21 protein-coding genes are annotated in these 16378 nt (G+C 60.7%); 9 read left to right on the top strand and 12 right to left on the bottom strand.

Annotated features, from left to right (window positions below; all coding sequences use genetic code 11):
* Positions 1–91: 91 nt before the first annotated feature.
* Positions 92–172: a pyrroloquinoline quinone precursor peptide PqqA gene (pqqA, locus tag AB8A23_RS10285; protein WP_081421972.1), complete on the top strand. Its 81-nt coding sequence runs from the start codon at positions 92–94 to the stop codon at positions 170–172.
* 87 nt (positions 173–259) lie between these two features.
* Here pqqA and AB8A23_RS10280 read toward each other — a convergent pair whose 3' ends face one another.
* On the bottom strand, positions 260–568 hold the full coding sequence (locus tag AB8A23_RS10280) for an EthD family reductase (protein ID WP_120287988.1): 309 nt from the start codon (positions 566–568) through the stop codon (positions 260–262).
* Positions 569–744: 176 nt separating this feature from the next.
* Here AB8A23_RS10280 and AB8A23_RS10275 point away from each other — a divergent pair, with 176 nt between their 5' ends.
* Complete coding sequence (locus tag AB8A23_RS10275; protein WP_439059822.1) at positions 745–1617, top strand: hypothetical protein; 873 nt, start codon at positions 745–747, stop codon at positions 1615–1617.
* Between the two features lie 79 nt (positions 1618–1696).
* A complete protein-coding gene (locus AB8A23_RS10270) occupies positions 1697–1906 on the top strand; it encodes a hypothetical protein (protein ID WP_068734580.1) in 210 nt (69 codons plus the stop codon).
* A gap of 3 nt (positions 1907–1909) precedes the next feature.
* On the opposite strand, the gene AB8A23_RS10265 is transcribed toward AB8A23_RS10270, so the two are convergent.
* Positions 1910–2266: a hypothetical protein gene (locus tag AB8A23_RS10265; RefSeq protein ID WP_120287027.1), complete on the bottom strand. Its 357-nt coding sequence runs from the start codon at positions 2264–2266 to the stop codon at positions 1910–1912.
* Positions 2267–2369: 103 nt separating this feature from the next.
* Here AB8A23_RS10265 and AB8A23_RS10260 point away from each other — a divergent pair, with 103 nt between their 5' ends.
* Entirely contained in the window at positions 2370–2711 is a 342-nt protein-coding gene (locus AB8A23_RS10260; RefSeq protein ID WP_120287028.1) for a hypothetical protein, read from the top strand.
* Positions 2712–2734: 23 nt separating this feature from the next.
* Here AB8A23_RS10260 and AB8A23_RS10255 read toward each other — a convergent pair whose 3' ends face one another.
* Both AB8A23_RS10255 and AB8A23_RS10250 read right to left on the bottom strand, forming a co-directional pair.
* Complete coding sequence (locus AB8A23_RS10255) at positions 2735–3565, bottom strand: quinoprotein dehydrogenase-associated SoxYZ-like carrier (protein WP_120287029.1); 831 nt, start codon at positions 3563–3565, stop codon at positions 2735–2737.
* 55 nt (positions 3566–3620) lie between these two features.
* Positions 3621–4547, bottom strand: a complete 927-nt coding sequence (locus tag AB8A23_RS10250; protein ID WP_120287990.1) for a quinoprotein relay system zinc metallohydrolase 2 — start codon at positions 4545–4547, stop codon at positions 3621–3623.
* A gap of 154 nt (positions 4548–4701) precedes the next feature.
* On the opposite strand from AB8A23_RS10250, the gene AB8A23_RS10245 reads away from it, so the two are divergent.
* From AB8A23_RS10245 to AB8A23_RS10235, 3 genes are all read left to right on the top strand, one after another.
* Complete coding sequence (locus AB8A23_RS10245; protein WP_120287030.1) at positions 4702–5598, top strand: substrate-binding domain-containing protein; 897 nt, start codon at positions 4702–4704, stop codon at positions 5596–5598.
* A gap of 2 nt (positions 5599–5600) precedes the next feature.
* Positions 5601–6155, top strand: a complete 555-nt coding sequence (locus AB8A23_RS10240; RefSeq protein ID WP_120287031.1) for a PQQ-dependent catabolism-associated CXXCW motif protein — start codon at positions 5601–5603, stop codon at positions 6153–6155.
* Between the two features lie 63 nt (positions 6156–6218).
* Positions 6219–7574 carry a serine hydrolase domain-containing protein gene (locus AB8A23_RS10235; protein WP_120287032.1) on the top strand — a complete coding sequence of 452 codons (1356 nt, stop codon included), beginning with the start codon at positions 6219–6221 and terminating at the stop codon, positions 7572–7574.
* A gap of 121 nt (positions 7575–7695) precedes the next feature.
* Here AB8A23_RS10235 and AB8A23_RS10230 read toward each other — a convergent pair whose 3' ends face one another.
* A complete protein-coding gene (locus tag AB8A23_RS10230) occupies positions 7696–8580 on the bottom strand; it encodes a LysR family transcriptional regulator (RefSeq protein ID WP_120287033.1) in 885 nt (294 codons plus the stop codon).
* A 247-nt stretch (positions 8581–8827) separates the two neighbouring features.
* Here AB8A23_RS10230 and AB8A23_RS10225 point away from each other — a divergent pair, with 247 nt between their 5' ends.
* Positions 8828–9529 carry an alpha/beta fold hydrolase gene (locus AB8A23_RS10225; RefSeq protein ID WP_120287034.1) on the top strand — a complete coding sequence of 234 codons (702 nt, stop codon included), beginning with the start codon at positions 8828–8830 and terminating at the stop codon, positions 9527–9529.
* Between the two features lie 211 nt (positions 9530–9740).
* Here the strand turns inward: AB8A23_RS10225 and AB8A23_RS10220 are convergent, their stop codons facing one another.
* From AB8A23_RS10220 to AB8A23_RS10200, 5 genes are read right to left on the bottom strand one after another with little or no spacing between them, the layout of a single operon-like run.
* On the bottom strand, positions 9741–10349 hold the full coding sequence (locus AB8A23_RS10220; protein WP_120287035.1) for a hypothetical protein: 609 nt from the start codon (positions 10347–10349) through the stop codon (positions 9741–9743).
* The gene (locus tag AB8A23_RS10215; protein ID WP_120287036.1) at positions 10346–11194 is read right to left on the bottom strand and encodes an ABC transporter permease; all 849 of its coding nucleotides are present in this window, start codon (positions 11192–11194) and stop codon (positions 10346–10348) included. The genes AB8A23_RS10220 and AB8A23_RS10215 overlap by 4 nt, the downstream gene beginning before the upstream one ends.
* Positions 11191–12012: an ATP-binding cassette domain-containing protein gene (locus tag AB8A23_RS10210; RefSeq protein ID WP_120287037.1), complete on the bottom strand. Its 822-nt coding sequence runs from the start codon at positions 12010–12012 to the stop codon at positions 11191–11193. Before AB8A23_RS10210 ends, AB8A23_RS10215 begins: the two co-directional genes overlap by 4 nt.
* Complete coding sequence (locus AB8A23_RS10205; RefSeq protein ID WP_439060541.1) at positions 12009–12980, bottom strand: YVTN family beta-propeller repeat protein; 972 nt, start codon at positions 12978–12980, stop codon at positions 12009–12011. Before AB8A23_RS10205 ends, AB8A23_RS10210 begins: the two co-directional genes overlap by 4 nt.
* Positions 12981–12997: 17 nt before the next feature.
* Complete coding sequence (locus AB8A23_RS10200; protein ID WP_120287038.1) at positions 12998–14179, bottom strand: ABC transporter substrate-binding protein; 1182 nt, start codon at positions 14177–14179, stop codon at positions 12998–13000.
* Between the two features lie 130 nt (positions 14180–14309).
* Here AB8A23_RS10200 and AB8A23_RS10195 point away from each other — a divergent pair, with 130 nt between their 5' ends.
* On the top strand, positions 14310–14822 hold the full coding sequence (locus tag AB8A23_RS10195; RefSeq protein WP_439059823.1) for a DUF3280 domain-containing protein: 513 nt from the start codon (positions 14310–14312) through the stop codon (positions 14820–14822).
* Positions 14823–14835: 13 nt separating this feature from the next.
* Here the strand turns inward: AB8A23_RS10195 and fghA are convergent, their stop codons facing one another.
* Positions 14836–15681 carry an S-formylglutathione hydrolase gene (gene fghA, locus AB8A23_RS10190; protein WP_120287039.1) on the bottom strand — a complete coding sequence of 282 codons (846 nt, stop codon included), beginning with the start codon at positions 15679–15681 and terminating at the stop codon, positions 14836–14838.
* Positions 15682–15752: 71 nt separating this feature from the next.
* Positions 15753–16373, bottom strand: a complete 621-nt coding sequence (locus tag AB8A23_RS10185; protein ID WP_068734560.1) for a response regulator transcription factor — start codon at positions 16371–16373, stop codon at positions 15753–15755.
* Between the last annotated feature and the right edge of the window lie 5 nt (positions 16374–16378).

Raw genomic sequence — 16378 nt, 5'->3', positions numbered from 1 at the left:
CGCCGCAACCTGAGGAGTTAAGTTGAAAGAGGCCGCCTCACTGCTTATCGTGCGGCGGCGCAATCATCGCGCAAACTCTGAGGAGACCAAAATGAGCTGGAAGACTCCGAAGATCGTGGAAGTGCAGGTCGGCATGGAAATTAACATGTACGCCTGCGCGGCCCGTAAGTGACAGATTGATCGTCTTGATCGATCTCTCCCGGCTCGCAGACTACGGTTTGTGAGCCGGGCAGAGGCCGCTGAACCCGCGTTGCGGCTATCAGGCGTCCTTCGTGTCGAAGATCAGAAGATCTACGCCGCCATCCGCAAAATTCGCGAGATCGCCTGCTGCGGCCTGCCCTTCCGGCGAGGCGAGGCCAAGCTTGAGCGCCGCAACCGTTTCGAAATCCAGCGCGGCGACCAGATGAATATCGCTGTCACCCGTCGGCGTTGTGACGTCCCCTGTGCTGACGCCATAGTGTCTCAGCCCCGGAATCTTCTTTGCCAGCGGGATATGTACGGATTGATAGTATTTGTCGAAGGCTGCGGGCTTCTTCGGTGTTTTGTAGAGGACCAGGAGTCTCGCCATGGACATATCCTTCCCTGACTATTGGCACTAACGGCGCGCCGCATGCGTATAGCATGCCGATCCTGGTGCGATGTTCAAGTCAATCGCAGAGACGTCTTCGCGGCTGAGCCAATTTCGGCTAGGCTCGCGCGGTGCGTTATCTCTATATATACGTCTCTCTTCGATGACAGGATTGGATGCAGGTGCAGCGCGGCGTCAGAACAGTCTACGCGGCGATTCTTGCATTCAGCACGCTGGCCGTGGCGAGCGCTCAGGCCGGTGACATCGATACCGAGCATATTTTCGGCTTCATGATCGGCAGTGATGTCGGCCGGGTGGGCGAGCGGGAATTCCAGAGCGAGACGACCGGGCGATTCGGCAAATCCGGCGGTCGCTATCGCGCGGGCGAGCAGGAATTCGAACTGGAGTTCGTTCCCGCCAAGGACATTCGCATCGAGATCGGCAGCAGTTTCTCGGCCCATCGGATCACTGGCGTTCCCGGATTCGCCGATCAGCGCACGCTTGCCTGGCAGGGGGCATCGCTGGACTTTCGCTACAGATTTCTCGATCGCGAGACGGCCCCCATCGGCATGACGCTCGCGATCGACACGCAGTTCAACGGGATCGACGAAACGAGCGCAGCGCGGGTCAGGAGCTACGGCACTGGGCTCACGCTGGCCTTCGATCGAGAGATCGTCCCTGACGTTGCTGTTGCGGCACTCAATCTGATCTATCAGCCGGAATGGACGCGCTATGTCGATACCGGAACGCGGGAACGCGAGGCGAGCATCGGAGCGGCGCTCGGCGTCATGATGCAGGTGCGCCCCGGCATCCTTCTCGGCGGCGAGGCGCGCTATATGCGCCGATATGAAGGGATCGGCCTTGGCGAACTGGCTGGTCAGGCGCTGTTCGTCGGGCCAACCGCCTATGTCCAGCTTTCGGACCGATCACGACTGACTGCCAGCTGGAGCACGCAAGTGTGGGGCCGCTCCGAAGTGCCCGGATCGACGCTGGATCTGGTCAATTTCGAGCGTCACCAGGCCCGTCTGGTTTACGGGATCAATTTTTAGCCTGGAAATCGCCGAAACTTCGCGCTGACGGGCGCGTATTTCAGATGTTATCGTCCGGTGAACGATCTGGGATGCCGACATGAATATGATCAATCTGGTCCTGACAGTCTGCGCGGTAATGTCGCCGAACACCTGCGAAGAGCGGAACCTGTCGTTCACGGCAGACTTCTCGCTGCATCAATGCGCCATGGCAGCGCCGCCCTACATCGCCCAGTGGATCGGCGAACACCCGAAATGGACCGCGGTGAAGTGGCGCTGCGAATATCCGCATAGCCATGACAAGGCATGATCGTTACTTGTTGCAGTCCTGCAGGTCCTTGTCCGCAATCGAGAATACCGCATCGGCCTTGATCTCGATATTCCTGACCACGCACTGGCGCGCCTCGGAATAGCTGACCTTGGCGTCGTAATTGCCGGGCTCTATCCCCGTGATGCGCAGCCGCTCGTCGTGATCGACTTCCTTATCCTTGTCCGCCAGTGTCAGATTGGCGCTCCATTGCTGCTTTCCGGCCGGGGATAGCTGGAACCCGGTAATGGTCGATGTCGTCAGGTTCCAGAGCCGGATGCCCTTGCCGGCTTTGCCCTGGGCATGAGCATGGCCTGCGATGAGCAGCAGTATGACAGCCATCGATAGAGATGCGCGTGACATGTCCCCTCCATATCTGTTCGGCTTATTGAGCCGTTTCGTTTTCTTAGTATAGTTTGCCAGTCGTCTTCGCCAGCTTTGCGAGGCTCTCGTGGGACCCGATCGAATGACAGGATATTTGGTCACGTTTGCGGCCGTTGCCGTTTTGTCGGGGTCGGCAAGGGCGGCGGAGGTCAATGACTATCCGACCTCCGCGCGCGCCGAATATGTCTTCGGCTGCATGAAAGCGAATGGCGAGACCCGGCAGTCGATCGAGCAATGCTCGTGCTCGATCGATGTCGTGGCGTCGCTGGTGCCTTATACCCGCTATATCACGGCGGAAACGGCGCTGAGCATGTCGCAGGTGCGCGGCAATCTGAGCGCCCAGTTCCGGACCTCGGAGCAGGCTAACAGCGCCATCAACGACGTCAGGCGCGCCCAGGCCGAGGCTGAAGTGCGCTGCTTCTAGCGCTATCCGCATGATGCGCTGCGCTACATGCCGGAGCCGTTGACCTTCCACTCATGCCTGAATTGATGCCCGTCGGTGTCCTTGGCCTCGGCGCGGAACGTCTTTGCGCCATTTGAGACGTAAGTGAATCGAATATTCGGGTCTTCGGAAATCGAGATGCCGCCCTCCACCGACAGGACCGGGCTGTTGTCCTGCCATAGCTGGAGCCGGTCGACATAGAGGGCGGGAATATAGAGTTGCGAGACCTGATCCATCTGCAGGCCGGAATTATTGGGGTGGCCGATCATGACCTGCGCCTCGCGCGTACCGCTTTTTTCCTCGTTTTGCGCTCCGGCAAACTCCCTGTAGCGCATCTGGCCCAACCGGCTCTTGGCCTCTTCGGCATTCTTCGCCGCCGGCGCAGAGCAGCCACCGGACGCCTTCACATAGGTTTGCACCACATGGAGTTTGCCGTCACTGGTCTCCGCGACGGCATGGACGTTGGTGTAATTGTTGATCCGGACACGCGTTGAAATCTCCGAGACATTTGCGTCGGCCCCGAGCTTGAATTTCGCGGCCATAGGCGCCGGGTTCTGGTCGATCACCAGCGTGATCGTCACCACCCGCGGGCGCGCGTCGAATGTCGGCTTGAGGCGCAACGTCACCGGCACGATGGCAGCATCCTCCGCGCGCGTCGGCATCTCGAGTGCGATCAGGTTGCTGCCGTCTTCCATCGGTCGGCTGTCGAAAATATCCTGCACCAGCCCCGGCCATGGATCGTAAGGCTCCGGACCGGCCGCGGACACAGAATGCGGACTGAGGAAAGCGCTCAGCAGGATGGCGGCACAGACGCTGCGGATTGCAAATTCCGGCATGGTACGGCCCTCGCAAGGGAAGAAGCGACACGCTTGATACTAACCCAACCAGCGGTCATTCCCATTCAAATTGTGAGTATGCTGCAGTTGCGTTGCGGACGTTATAGTCGTCAAAAAGCTCCCATTTGCCGCGTTCGGCTTCCGCCGCGTGTTTCGTAGCTGCCGCGATCGGCTTGCCGTCGATGACGTCCTTGCGGATACCGGCCGCGAGTGTTTCGAGATACCGGCGTTCGCCGGCGAGGGCTTGCGGCCAATCGCTCACTGGACCATGGCCGGGAACGACGCGTTCGGCCGGCAGCGCCGCGAGATCGTCCAGCAGCTTAAGCCACGCCTGGATGCTGCCATCGAGCACTGGAATATGGCGGAGAAAGACCAGATCTCCAGCGAACAACGTCTTCGTCGCCGTGTCGAATACCGTGACATCACTATCGCTATGGGCAGTGGGCCAGGCTTTCACGATAAGTGTGCGCCCGCCGAGATCGAGGACGAGTTCTCCATCGACGAGCCGGGTTGGCGGTACGATACGGACGTCATCGATCAGTGCGTCGCCCATGCTGCGCCTGAATGCGTCGAGATAATACTGCCCGCGTGCAGCCAGTGCCTGCGGCAGCCTAATATGGCCGACGAACTCGGTTCCGTCAGCGACGAAGGCGGCGTTGCCGAACATATGGTCGGGATGACCATGGGTATTGATGACGTAGCGAATGGGCTTGTCTGTGCGCGCGCGGATAGAAGCCAGCAATTGTCGCCCCTCCCGCACGCTGCCCCCGGTGTCGATCACGGCAACAGCCTGCTCGCCGATCACGACGCCGATATTGGCGATGGCGCCGTCATTGTCCGACGACATCAAGGCAATGCGTCCCTGATGCATGAAAACACCCGGTGCGATTTCACTGATCGCCAAAGTCTGCTGTTGTGCGCGAGCAGATGCGACCATTGCCAGCATGATGAGCGCTGCATGCATCGCAAGGCGAGATGTCATTTGCATCTCCATATCACCCCGGGAAGCAGCGATCCTGCAATCACCCGGAAAGTGCGGCGCAACATCGGAAGCGCCCCATTGCATCTTGCACGCTTAAAACGAGAGGCCTAGGTTTTTGTCGTGTCACCCATCAAATGTGAACGGCAGGTAGCGCATGCAGCACCGAGCGGAACGATCCGGAAAACGTCGCGCGCTACTCACGTCGCTCTTTGCGAGTGCGCTGTTGCTTGAGGGCCTATGCACCGCGCTTGGCCAGACTGCTGCGACCGACGATCTCTCGATCGAACTGGTCGATCCACAGTCGCTGCGTGTTTGCGCCGATCCGCGTAACATGCCGTTCTCGAATGAGAAGGGCGAGGGTTTGGAGAACAAGCTCGCCGAGCTGTTCGCAGCCAAGCTGAACAAGAAGCTCGATTACGTCTATTTCCCGCAGGCGACGGGCTTCGTTCGCATGACTCTCGGCGCGCATCGTTGCGATGTCATCATGGGCTTCCCGCAGGGCGACGACCTCGTCCAGGGCACCAATCCCTATTACCGGACGGCCTATGCCCTGGTGTCGAAGACCGGCGCCGGTCTCGATGACGTCACGACGCTGGATGACGCCAGGTTGAAGAGCAAACATATCGGCATCGTGGCGGGGACGCCGCCGGCCACCAATATGGCGGTCAACGGCCTGATGGTGAATGCGAAGCCCTATCCGTTGGTGATCGATACCCGCATCGATTCATCGGCACTGGCCATGATCAAGGACCTTACATCTGGTGATATCGACGCTGCGATCCTGTGGGGGCCTATGGCGGGCTTCTACGCCAAGAACGCCAATCCTCCGCTTCATGTCACGCCGCTGGTCAAAGAAACCACCGGGCCCCGGCTCGTCTATCGCATCGGCATGGGCGTGCGCTCGGCGGATCAGAACTGGAAGCGGCAGCTCAATCGGCTGATTCAGGAAAACCAGCCGGCCATCAACAAGGTCCTGCTCGATTTCGGCGTTCCCATTCTCGATGAGAACAATCGTCCGATCGGGCCGGAGGCGGCAGCCAAGTCGCCGTGACCATGCGTTACGCCATCCTTCTCGCGATGGCACTGGTGATGGTCACGTCGGCCCGGGCCCAGGATATCGTCCCCGAGCCCGATGACTATCGCACCGACAATTATCGCACGCCGGTGCCGGCGACGCTGAAAGGCGGACGCGTCATCACGACGAAAGACGCCGAGGCGATCTGGCGCGACAAACGTGGCGCCTTCATTGATGTCATGCCGCGTCCGCCGAAGCCGGCCAATCTACCGCCGGAAACGGTCTGGCGCGACAAGCCGCGGCACAACATTCCGGGCAGCCTGTGGCTGCCCGACACCGGCTATGGCAGGTTGGCCACCGAGACCGAGGCCTATCTGCGAGATGGTCTCGCGCGCGCATCGGCCGGCCGGCGAGACGCGCTTCTGGTGATCTACTGTCAGGCCGATTGCTGGATGTCGTGGAATGCCGCAAAGCGCGCGCTGTCCTATGGCTACAGCAATGTCGTCTGGTATCCGGAAGGCACCGACGGTTGGGAGCTGGAGGATCTACCGCTGGCGGATGCGCAGCCTGAACCACGGTCGCAGGCGAATTAGGCCGTGCTTGGAACCATCTTCCGCGCCATAGTAAAGAACTCCCCTTGGCTGGGATAAGACATCATGCATTGGGCGCTCAGGCTTTTCGGTTTCGTCGTCGGTGTTTTGGCCTTGGCGATATTGGGGCTTGGCGGTTGGATCGTCATCGCCCATCAAGACGAATTACAGCTCGCCTCCGCTGCTGCGGCGAAGACCATCTGCTCGAACGTATTCATGGCCAAGCGCGAAGCGGATGCGATCTTGCGTACCGACCTGCTGGCCCTCGGACATCCGATCTTCCGCCTCGTGAAAATCGACGTCAGCGCCGTCGACCACAGCGTCGACGCCAGTCTTTTCGGTCTTTTCGCCAAACGTCACGCCCAGTATGTCGAGGGACGGGGCTGCACCAACGTCTTGAATGGCACGTCTTGGAATCATCCTGCCGCGCTGCGACCCTCACCTACGACTGACGCCGACACGCTCTGGCCGACCGGCGAAAAAGTGCAGTTATCCGACAACGCACGTTTGCAGGCGGCGGTGAACAATCCGGTTTTGCAAGGTCCGGGCATGCGAGCGATCGTTGTCGTGCACGACGGGCGCATCGTCGCCGAAACCTATGGCCAGGGTTTCACCCCTTCAACGCCCTTGCTGGGTTGGTCGATGACCAAGAGCGTCACGGCGGCCCTGGTCGGGCTGGCCATCAAGGACGGCAAACTTTCGCTCGATAAGAAACATCTGTTTCCGCAATGGGCGGGGGACGCCCGCTCGGACATCTCGGTCGCCGATCTGATGGCCATGTCTGGCGGACTGGAATGGAACGAAGATCAGGGGCGTCACACCGACCCGGGACGCATGGAGTATCTCGTGCGGGATGCGGCGGCTTTCGCGCGGGATCGAAGGCTCGTCGCCTCACCGGGAACGACATTTCACTATTCGTCCGGCGAGTCCGTTCTGCTGACGCGACTATGGCAGAACGCGATTGGCGAGGGGGCTCTGTCTTATCCGCGCGAGCGACTGTTCAACCCTTTGGGCATGAATAGCGCTGTTATCGAAGCCGACGAGGCCGACACGTTTCTCGGCGAAGGCTTCCTCTACGCCAACGCGCACGATTGGGCGCGCTTCGGCGAGTTTTTGCGATTGGGCGGGGATTGGAACGGCCAACAGCTTTTGCCGGCGGGCTTTGTCGACTATATGCGCTCACCTTTCCCAGCGTCCGATCAGGGCCAAGGCCCCGTCTATGGTCGTGGACAGCTTTGGTTGGCGCGTGGCCAAGGATTCGATCTCCCCGCCGACACGTTTATGTTGCAAGGTCACCTCCGTCAGGTGATCGCGATCATTCCCTCGCGCAAATTGGTGATCTTGCGTATGGGATTGACGCGTGAAGATATTGGCTTCAGCAACGCGAAGCTGCTGCGCACCATCGTCGCCGCAGGCTTTTGAAGCTTGCTGGATAAATGACGAGGCCGGACAGTCGAGCCGCGCCCCGTCATTTACGCGGGGAACGCGACGCTGCTTGTTGAGCAGCATCGGCTTTATCGTAGCGCATTCAAAATCGGCGAGTTCAAACGCCCAACGCCTCGACTAGAAAATCGATGAACAGGCGCGCTCGTAGCGGAAGTTGCCGTCCGAACGCGTGGAGAACATGGATCGGCGTGGTGAACATGGGTATCTCTGGCAGCACGATATTCAATCGTCCGGCCGCAAGGTCATCCTCGATCGCCAGGCGCATGAATTGCGTGATACCGACCCCCTTTAGGACTGCCTCGATCAAGGATTGAGCGTCGTCGCTATCGAAGGGGCCAGCCGGAACGATCCGCGTGCCATCGGCAAAAGTAAACGGTTGCGGCCGGCCGGCAAGCAAATGGCCAAGACAAGCATGCTGCTTGAGATCATCGATAGACCGGGGGATTCCCCGGCGCTGGAGATAGTCTGGCGATGCGCCCAGGACATATTGCAGGACACCCAACGACCGACGGATCAAGTTCGTGTCTTCCAATTCTCCGATTCTCACCGCGAGATCGAAACCTTCGCGAATCAGATCAACGCGGCGGTCTGTGACGCTGAGGTCGAGCTTGATGTCTGGGTAGCGTTCGAGGAACGAGCCAGACCAGGCAGAAATTAGCGGACGCCCAAATGTAGTCGGCACGGAGACCCGAAGCACGCCACGTACGTTGCCCGGAATCTGCACGATGTCCTCGGCTTCCTCTATAGCGCGCAGATGGGGAGCCACGTGCTCGTAGTACGCGGCGCCTTCGGACGTCGGGCTGAGCGTGCGCGTCGACCGCTGCAGAAGGCGGACACCGAGACGTTGTTCCAGGCGCGCGACGCTTTTCGATACCGCTGAAGGGCTGGCGCCGATCAACCTTGCGGCGCCGGCGAAAGACCCGGCATCAACCGTCCGCACAAAGGCGAGCAGGCCCGCCGTCTTTTCCAAAATCGTCGCCATTCAGGACATTTGATCTCGAAAGAACCGAACGACTTCTATCTATTCGGCCATCTATGAACGAATAGTCTAGCCATCGCAATGAGCGATCTCGCAGATACAAGGCGAGATCCGCTGTCATTGTTCAGATCCCTGGACGCCATGGTCTAGGTCTTCAAATGCCTTTCATCGCTCCCCCGTAGAGTAGACGGCCAGCAAATCGTCAGAGTTAGAATCCCACTTCTCACTTCGTAAAAAAAGGGAACGCAATATGCCTGCGCAAGCCAAACCAACCATCGTTTTCTGCCATGGAATCTGGGCCGATGGCTCATGCTTCAGTAAGGTCATTCCTGCATTGCAGGCGGACGGACACGAAGTCATCGCGGTTCAATATGGCCTGGACTCCTTCGAAGAGGACCTGGCGACGGTGAAGCGCACGCTCAACCGTGTCGGCAGCCCGGTCCTCCTCGTCGGTCATTCTTATGGTGGAGCGACCATCACCGCCTCGGGCACCGATGAGCGCGTAGTCGGCCTCGTCTACATCGCAGCTGTCGCCCCTGACGCCGGCGAGACCGTGCAGGACCAGCTTGACAAGTACCCGTCAGATATTTTCTCTCGCGTCGAGGTCGCGGACGGGCGCGCTTGGATGCTTCCGAATGGCACCGAGTTCTTCGCTGGAGATCTTTCCGAGAAAGACCAGAAACTCGTGTGGGCGACGCATTATGCGCCCGTCTACGATCTGTTCCGCCAACAGAAGCTCAGCGCAGACGACATCGCGTGGAGATCGAAGCCGAGCTGGTACATTCTGGCCACGCAAGACCGTACAGTACACCCTGACCTGCAGCGCTGGGTCTCGAAGCGCATGGGAGCGACCGTCACCGAAGTGGCGAGCAGTCACGTGCCGATGCTCTCTCAGCCCGACATCGTTATCGAGGTGATCCGCAAGGCCGCGGCCGCCGTTCAAAAAAGCTAATCGCGCTAGGCCATTGCCGGGACGTAAGAGAGACAGTCGGCAACGGCGGTCTCTCCTTCTCGTTTATGTAGCTGGTGCGCGACGACCGCCTATGGCGCGAAGGCGAAGTCGTTGGATAGCCGGCTTTCCGCCAGTGTTGGGTGCCAAGCGGACATCAAGCGAGCCTACTCCAAGCAGCCGATTTTATAGGTCCACGCCCTAGCACGCGATGTTATTCCATCTCCTGCTGGATGGTGCGGCTAAGCGCGAACAGCCGCTGGTCGATCAGCGTCGGCACCTCGCAGACGAAGGTCACGACGCGGCGCCGGTCGTCGAAGATGCGGGCTTCCCATAGCAGCTTGTTGTTGAGTTCGTCGATCTTCGCCTGATCGGGCGGCGACGCGCTCTGCAGCGTCTGCAGCATGGCCGTGTCGGCGCGGACCCGATCGGCCGCTTCGCGCTGTTTACGCGTGACGCGTTCGAGGCCGGCCAGCACTGTCGCGCGCTGCGCGTTCAGGCTGTCGAACAGCCCGGCGAAGATCAGTTTGCCTGACCTGGCCTTGTCCGGCGATCGCGACAGAAAGTCCGTGACCGCCTTCTGGGCTTCCTCAACGGGTACGCGCCGTGTCGCCAGACGTTCGACAAGCGCGCTGACCTCGGCGTCGTCCTTCCAGGCGCTGGCGACATCGTCGATCGGCGGTCCGGCCCAGACGGCAGCCAGCGAGATTTCCGGCACCTTGGCCTGAACGCACGGCCAGTCGGGATAACGCGGATCGGCGGCCTGCGCAGTGCCCGACCAGATCAACAAGAGTGCTGTGATGACGCCGATCGGTCTGTTCATGTCTCGCCCCCGGCTGGTGCCCGGCGGGCAAGGCCGCGGCCGGGATCGTAAGCAATGATTGCACCGATCATGAAGACGGCGGTACAGCCTGCGACAACGGCAAGGGAGACCCAATTGACCTTGTCATAGAGCGCGAAACGGATCAGTTCGACCGCATGGGTGAAGGGATTGAACAGGCAGAGATAATAGAGCATCGGGCTGCCCTCCTGCACGCGCCACAAAGGATAGAGTGCGGACGACGCAAAGAACATCGGGAAGATCACGAAGTTCATGACCCCCGCAAAATTCTCCAGCTGCTTGATGCGCGACGAGATCAGCATGCCCAGCGATCCCAGCATCAATCCGGACAAGATCAACGCCGGTAGAACGGTGAGATAGCCAATGAGCGGCGGAGCGATGTCCCAGAACCATGCGATCAGGAGAAATGCATAGACCTGCAGCAGGGAGACGACTGTCCCGGCCAGCAATTTGCACACCAACAGGAACCAGCGGGGCAGCGGGCTGACCAGAAGCGTCCGCATATTCCCCATCTCGCGGTCATAGACCATCGACAACGAGGACTGCATGCCATTGAACAGCTGGATCATCGCGATAAGACCGGGCGCGATATAGACCTCATAGAGAATATAGGTCTCGTAAGGCGGGATGATCGAGATACCAAGCACCTGCCGAAAGCCGGCGGCGAAAATGAACAGCCAGACCAGCGGACGCACCAGCGCCGAAACGAAACGCTCGCGCTGATGCAGGAAGCGCAGCGCTTCCCGCCACAGGATGCCGTTGAGGCAGGTTAGATAATTGCCGAAACCCAGTTTGCGACGCTCATGCGTGACGAATGTCGTACTCACAATGACCTCCCGCGCCGGTCGGCCGCCTCGGTCATGCTCCGGAAAGCCATGTCGAAATTGGGCGCGCCGGTTTCGCCGAGGATCTGCGTCACGGAACCGCGCGCGAGCACATGACCGCCATGCAGCACGACAAGATCGTCACTGGCGGCAATCTCGTCAAACAGATGTGTTGCCCACAGCACGCCGATGCCTTGTTCCGCGACCAGCATCCGGACATGCGCAAGAATATCGGCGCGCGCCTGCACGTCGAGACCAACTGTCGCTTCGTCCAACAGCAGCAGCCGCGGCCGATGCAGCAGTGCGCGGGCGATCTCGAGACGTCGCATCTGTCCGCCGGAGAGATCGCGCACCCGGCTGTTCACCCGGTCGGCAAGGCCGATGCGCGCAATCACCTCGTCGCCGCGCAGCCGGGCTTCGCGCCGCGCGATGCCCTGCAGCGCGGCATGATAGAGCAGGTTCTGCATGACAGACAGATCGAGATCGAGCGTACGTGGTTGAAACACCACGCCAAGCAGCCGCAAGGCATCGCTCGGCGTATCGCTGATGTCGTGGCCGAATACGCTGATCCGTCCAGTTTGAATGCCGAACAGCCGGGTGATCAGCGCTATCAGCGTACTCTTGCCCGCGCCATTGAGGCCGAGCAGAGCCGTGAAACTCGCCGGCGCGACATTGAAGGAGACATCCGACAGCGCCTGCCGACGGCCATAGCAATGGCTGATGCCTGCGACCGACAGCGCGGGTGTGACCGCCGGCGCGTCAATCGGCTCCGGCGCGTCGTGCGCGACCTGTTCAGGCCGGGATGTGTCGATGGTGGTCATGGCCGTGCCATGGCGATGCCCCAGGGCAATTCGCCGACCTGAATGGTCTTGATGACTTTCTGCGCAGCGACATCGATGACCGAGACATCGTTGGAGACGCCATTGGTGACCAGCAGATATTTCTCATCGGGGGTAAACGCCATGTGCCAGACCCGCTGGCCCACCAGCAGATACTTGATCACTTTGTGGGTCGCCGCATCGACGACGGCGATCCGGTTGGCGGGGCCGAGCGCGATGAAGGCGATTTTGGCGTCCCGGGTCATGCCGATGCCAACCGGCTGAATGGCTTCGCGCCGCAGACCGGGAATGTTGAACTCGATCTTGTCGGTCACGACACGCTTGGTGGGATTGATCACCGACACGGTGCCCCCGATCTCTGAGGACACCCACAGTTCCGAGCCGTCGCGCTTGAATTCGGCGAAGCGCGGACGCGCGTCGACCAGGACATTGGCCACGATCTCGCGCGTCGCGGTGTCGATGAAATGCGCCATGTTGGTGGTTTCAGACGTGTTGATCAGGATCTTGCCGTCAGGGCTGATCGCCATGCCTTCGGGCTCGACACCGACCTGCACGTCGCCCATGCGCACGCGCTTTTCGAGATCGATCACGGTCACCGTGTTGTCGTTCTCATTGGCGACATAGAGAACCTTGCCGGCGGCATCCTGGGTGAACAGCTCGGGGTCAGGACCGGACGGCAGCGAGTCGACCACCTTCTGACTGGCGACGTCGATGATCTGAATGGTGTCGTCGTCGCCGACCGCGACAAGTACCGATTTGCCATCGCGCGTCAGTTCGATGCCGCGCGGACGCTGACCGACCTTGATAGTCGCCGTGACGGTCCAGCTATCGGTGTCGATCACCGAGACCGTGTTGCTCTTCTCATTCGACACATAAGCGAGAAAGGCCGATGCAGGCGCCGCTGTTGCAAGCCATGTCGCTGCTCCGCACAGCCAGACGCGGCACAGCATCTTCGATCTGTTCATCATCATTGCAGCCTGCATTTGCTTTCCGGACGATCAATACCGAGCGTGTCGAGCTCCGAGACCTGATGCAGGAAGCCGTCCTGCGGCGATACCGAAATCACCATGCGCCCGTCGACCAGCAGGATCGGCTGGCGTAGCTGCAGGTTCCAGTCTCGGATGGTGAGCCGCTGCCCCTTGAAGCCGGCGATGGAGAAATCGGGCGACTTCAGAAACGCCAGAATGGCTTTGCCATCGCCCGAATTCGTGCGGGACGCGGCTTCGCCGATCATGCGGGTCGCGAGCCAGGCCTGCATGTCGCGCGCTGTCATGCGGCGCGCATTCAGTTTGGTGAAGCGGTTCTGGATCTGCACGGCGCCCCATTGATCCTGTGCAGCATGCCAACTGGTCGGTACCAGACCCGCCGATCCCGCGACCGGCCGCGGATCCCAGGTGCGATACGGCAAATAGGAGGCGAAGACTTCGCTCTCGTCGGCGGCGATCATGACGTCATAGGCCGGTGCCTGTTGCGTGAAAACCGGGATTTGGCGCTGGATCAGTGTGACGCCGCTATCGGTGCGCCGCGCGCCGCCCGTGTCCTCGAACACACGTTCCTGCACGATCTTTGCGCCGAACCGGGCGGCGGCACGGCGATAGGCGTCGGCTTCAAGCCGGTCGTCGTCATGCGAACCGACCACGAGCAGCCAGCGTTTCCACTGCTTCCACACCAGATACTGCGCCAGCGCATCCGCCAGCATCGATCGCGTCGGCGCGATATGGATCACATTGGCACGGCAGTCCGCCTCGCGCAGCCGATCGTCGGCGGCACCCACATTGAACAGGATGCCGCCGCGGTCACGCACCGCATCGGCCGCCAGCAGCAATGCATCGGGCGGCAGATCGGCAATGATGAAGGTGCTGCGGCCAGCGAGATCGCGTGCGGCTGCGGCGACATCGTCGCCCTCCTTCACACGGATCTCCTCCAGCCCGAACTGCTGCTTCAGGAACCTGCCAGTGGTGTTGTTATCCTCGATGGCGAGCCGCGCGCCGGCGATGCCATCGTTCTCGGACGGTAATTCGACCAGCGAAAGAGTTGCCTTGATGCCGGCCTGACCGAGATAACCGATGCTGATCGTCAGCGGTTCGGCCGCCAGCGCAGACGACGTCACGGCGCAGAGACTGATCGCGCCGATCAACCACCGTATCATGTTCCCTCCGGCTACTCCTTCCCGGCTTGGCGCCGGTGAAGGGTCTCGTGCTTGAAACATGAACCAATTATCGTAGCTTGCAACCTCGGATTCTGCCGACGCGTTGCATTTTAATGATGCGAGGTCCGCGATGAGAGCCCTATCGATCACCGTGCTGTTACTGATGATGACAGCGACGGCTCACGCCGCAGCGCCTAAAGTGGCGGTGTTCAATTTCGAATGGCTGGATACGAGCCTCGAAGGCGAGGTGAAGGGACGCCGCAGCGACGAGCAGGCAAGACTGCTCCATGCTGCCGACCAGCTTCGCGAGGAGATGAAGCAATCCGGCCGTTTCGAGCTGCTGGATATGTCATCCCTCAATGTTGCGGCGCAAGGCCGTAACTTGCAGGCATGCGGCGGCTGTGACGTACAACTCGCGCAGCAGATCGGTGCCGACCTTGTCATTACGGGGCTCGTACAGAAGGTCTCGAACCTGATCCTCAATATGAACATCACCCTGCGGAATGTTCACACCGGGCGACTGGTCGCCACCATGAGCGCTGACCTGCGCGGCAACACCGACGAAAGCTGGTCGCGCGCGACGAGCTATCTGGTGCGCAACCGCCTGCTCTCACCGAATTACGGCGCCCCGCAGCCGCAGTAACGCAAGCCGCTGCTCACCCTTTAAGCCGCGCCGCGTGCCAGCGCAGATGATCGGCCATGAAGGTCGAGATGAAATAGTAGCTGTGATCGTAGCCGGGCTGGTGGCGCAGCGTCAGCGCAATGCCTGCCTTTTTACAAGCACTTTGCAGCAGTTCAGGCCGCAATTGTTCGGCCAGAAAATTGTCGGCGTCGCCCTGATCGACCAGCAATTCGGGGAATCGCGCGCCGTCCTCGATCAGGGCAACCGCATCGTGCTTTCGCCACGCCGCTTTGTCGTCGCCGAGATAGCCGCCCAGCGCCTTGATCCCCCACGGCACCTGCGACGGCGCCACGATCGGAGCGAAAGCGCTGGCCGCGCGGTAGCGATCAGGATGACGCAGCGCAATGGTCAGCGCGCCATGCCCGCCCATGGAATGGCCCAGAATCGACTGACGGCCGCTATCGATCGGGAATTGATCGGCCACGAGCTGCGGCAGCTCCTCGGTCACATAACTCCACATGCGATAGTTGCGCGCATAAGGCGCCTGGGTGGCATCGACATAGAAGCCGGCGCCCAGCCCGAAGTCATAGGCATTGTCGGCGTCACCGGGAACATCGGCACCGCGCGGGCTGGTGTCCGGCGCAACGAAGATCAGCCCCAGTTCGGCGCATGCGGCGCGAAACTCGCCCTTTTCGGTGACATTGGCGTGGGTGCAGGTGAGGCCCGAGAGATACCAGACCACGGGCAGCCTGGCGCCGTCCTGATGCGGCGGCACATAGACCGAGAATGTCATGTCAGTTCCGGTCGCACGACTGGCGTGTTTGTAGACACCCTGCGTGCCGCCATATGATCGATTGAGCGAAACTGTCTGCATGGTCATGACTTTACAGGTTGGGTGCGGCAGCGATGCGACATCGCCGAAACAGGTGATATCCGGTCAGGGACGCCCGGTCAGGCGATGCCACGCTCGATGGCGAAGCGCACCAGTTCGACGGAGCTGCGGACGCCGAGCTTTTGCCGCATGAGTGACGATGTATTGGCGACCGTCTTGTAGGAAGCGTGAACCATCCATGCAATCTCGGCAAGGCTCTTGCCGGCACCGAGCAGTCGCAGGATCTCCATCTCGCGCGAATTCAGCTTCGACAGCGGACTTTGCGTCAGCGCAGGACCGGCAAAAGCAAGGCTTCGTGCCATCGCCGGTGGCAGATACACGCCGCCGCGCGCAACCTCATAGACGGCCTCCAGCAGGTCGTGTGGGTCGCCGGTCTTGGAGACATAGCCCTTGGCGCCGCTCTCGATCGCACGGGCAGCGAAGATCGGGTCGTCATTCATGCTGAACATGATGATGCGCATCGTGTCGTCGCGCAGCAGGATGCGCCGCGCCAGTTCATATCCGGACACGGTCGGCAGATTGATATCGATGATGCAGATATCGGGATCTCCGGTCAGGAAAACCTGCTCCCCACTGGCGGCATCGGACGCTTCCAGCAGTTCGATCTCCGGATCGTCCGCGAACACCGCGCGGCAACCCGATGTGACGATGGGGTGATCATCGACGATCAGAACGCGCATGGGTT

Origin of the sequence: Tardiphaga sp. 619_E2_N8_4, assembly GCF_051810905.1 — a bacterium.
Taxonomy (GTDB): Bacteria; Pseudomonadota; Alphaproteobacteria; order Rhizobiales; family Xanthobacteraceae; genus Tardiphaga; species Tardiphaga robiniae.
Note: the sequence above shows the minus strand (reverse complement) of the source record. Positions and strands in the feature narration are given on the sequence as shown.

Bases quoted from the DNA above. Each gene is read 5' to 3' on its own strand.
- AB8A23_RS10265 (WP_120287027.1), bottom strand. From the start codon at position 2,266: ATGTCACGCGCATCTCTATCGATGGCTGTCATACTGCTGCTCATCGCA.
- AB8A23_RS10280 (WP_120287988.1), bottom strand. From the start codon at position 568: ATGGCGAGACTCCTGGTCCTCTACAAAACACCGAAGAAGCCCGCAGCC.
- AB8A23_RS10255 (WP_120287029.1), bottom strand. From the start codon at position 3,565: ATGCCGGAATTTGCAATCCGCAGCGTCTGTGCCGCCATCCTGCTGAGC.
- AB8A23_RS10210 (WP_120287037.1), bottom strand. From the start codon at position 12,012: ATGACCACCATCGACACATCCCGGCCTGAACAGGTCGCGCACGACGCG.
- fghA (WP_120287039.1), bottom strand. From the start codon at position 15,681: ATGACCATGCAGACAGTTTCGCTCAATCGATCATATGGCGGCACGCAG.
- AB8A23_RS10245 (WP_120287030.1), top strand. From the start codon at position 4,702: ATGCAGCACCGAGCGGAACGATCCGGAAAACGTCGCGCGCTACTCACG.
- AB8A23_RS10235 (WP_120287032.1), top strand. From the start codon at position 6,219: ATGCATTGGGCGCTCAGGCTTTTCGGTTTCGTCGTCGGTGTTTTGGCC.
- AB8A23_RS10230 (WP_120287033.1), bottom strand. From the start codon at position 8,580: ATGGCGACGATTTTGGAAAAGACGGCGGGCCTGCTCGCCTTTGTGCGG.
- AB8A23_RS10200 (WP_120287038.1), bottom strand. From the start codon at position 14,179: ATGATACGGTGGTTGATCGGCGCGATCAGTCTCTGCGCCGTGACGTCG.
- AB8A23_RS10225 (WP_120287034.1), top strand. From the start codon at position 8,828: ATGCCTGCGCAAGCCAAACCAACCATCGTTTTCTGCCATGGAATCTGG.
- AB8A23_RS10205 (WP_439060541.1), bottom strand. From the start codon at position 12,980: ATGCTGTGCCGCGTCTGGCTGTGCGGAGCAGCGACATGGCTTGCAACA.
- AB8A23_RS10240 (WP_120287031.1), top strand. From the start codon at position 5,601: ATGCGTTACGCCATCCTTCTCGCGATGGCACTGGTGATGGTCACGTCG.
- AB8A23_RS10185 (WP_068734560.1), bottom strand. From the start codon at position 16,373: ATGCGCGTTCTGATCGTCGATGATCACCCCATCGTCACATCGGGTTGC.
- AB8A23_RS10195 (WP_439059823.1), top strand. From the start codon at position 14,310: ATGAGAGCCCTATCGATCACCGTGCTGTTACTGATGATGACAGCGACG.
- AB8A23_RS10270 (WP_068734580.1), top strand. From the start codon at position 1,697: ATGAATATGATCAATCTGGTCCTGACAGTCTGCGCGGTAATGTCGCCG.
- AB8A23_RS10275 (WP_439059822.1), top strand. From the start codon at position 745: ATGCAGGTGCAGCGCGGCGTCAGAACAGTCTACGCGGCGATTCTTGCA.
- AB8A23_RS10220 (WP_120287035.1), bottom strand. From the start codon at position 10,349: ATGAACAGACCGATCGGCGTCATCACAGCACTCTTGTTGATCTGGTCG.
- AB8A23_RS10250 (WP_120287990.1), bottom strand. From the start codon at position 4,547: ATGACATCTCGCCTTGCGATGCATGCAGCGCTCATCATGCTGGCAATG.
- pqqA (WP_081421972.1), top strand. From the start codon at position 92: ATGAGCTGGAAGACTCCGAAGATCGTGGAAGTGCAGGTCGGCATGGAA.
- AB8A23_RS10260 (WP_120287028.1), top strand. From the start codon at position 2,370: ATGACAGGATATTTGGTCACGTTTGCGGCCGTTGCCGTTTTGTCGGGG.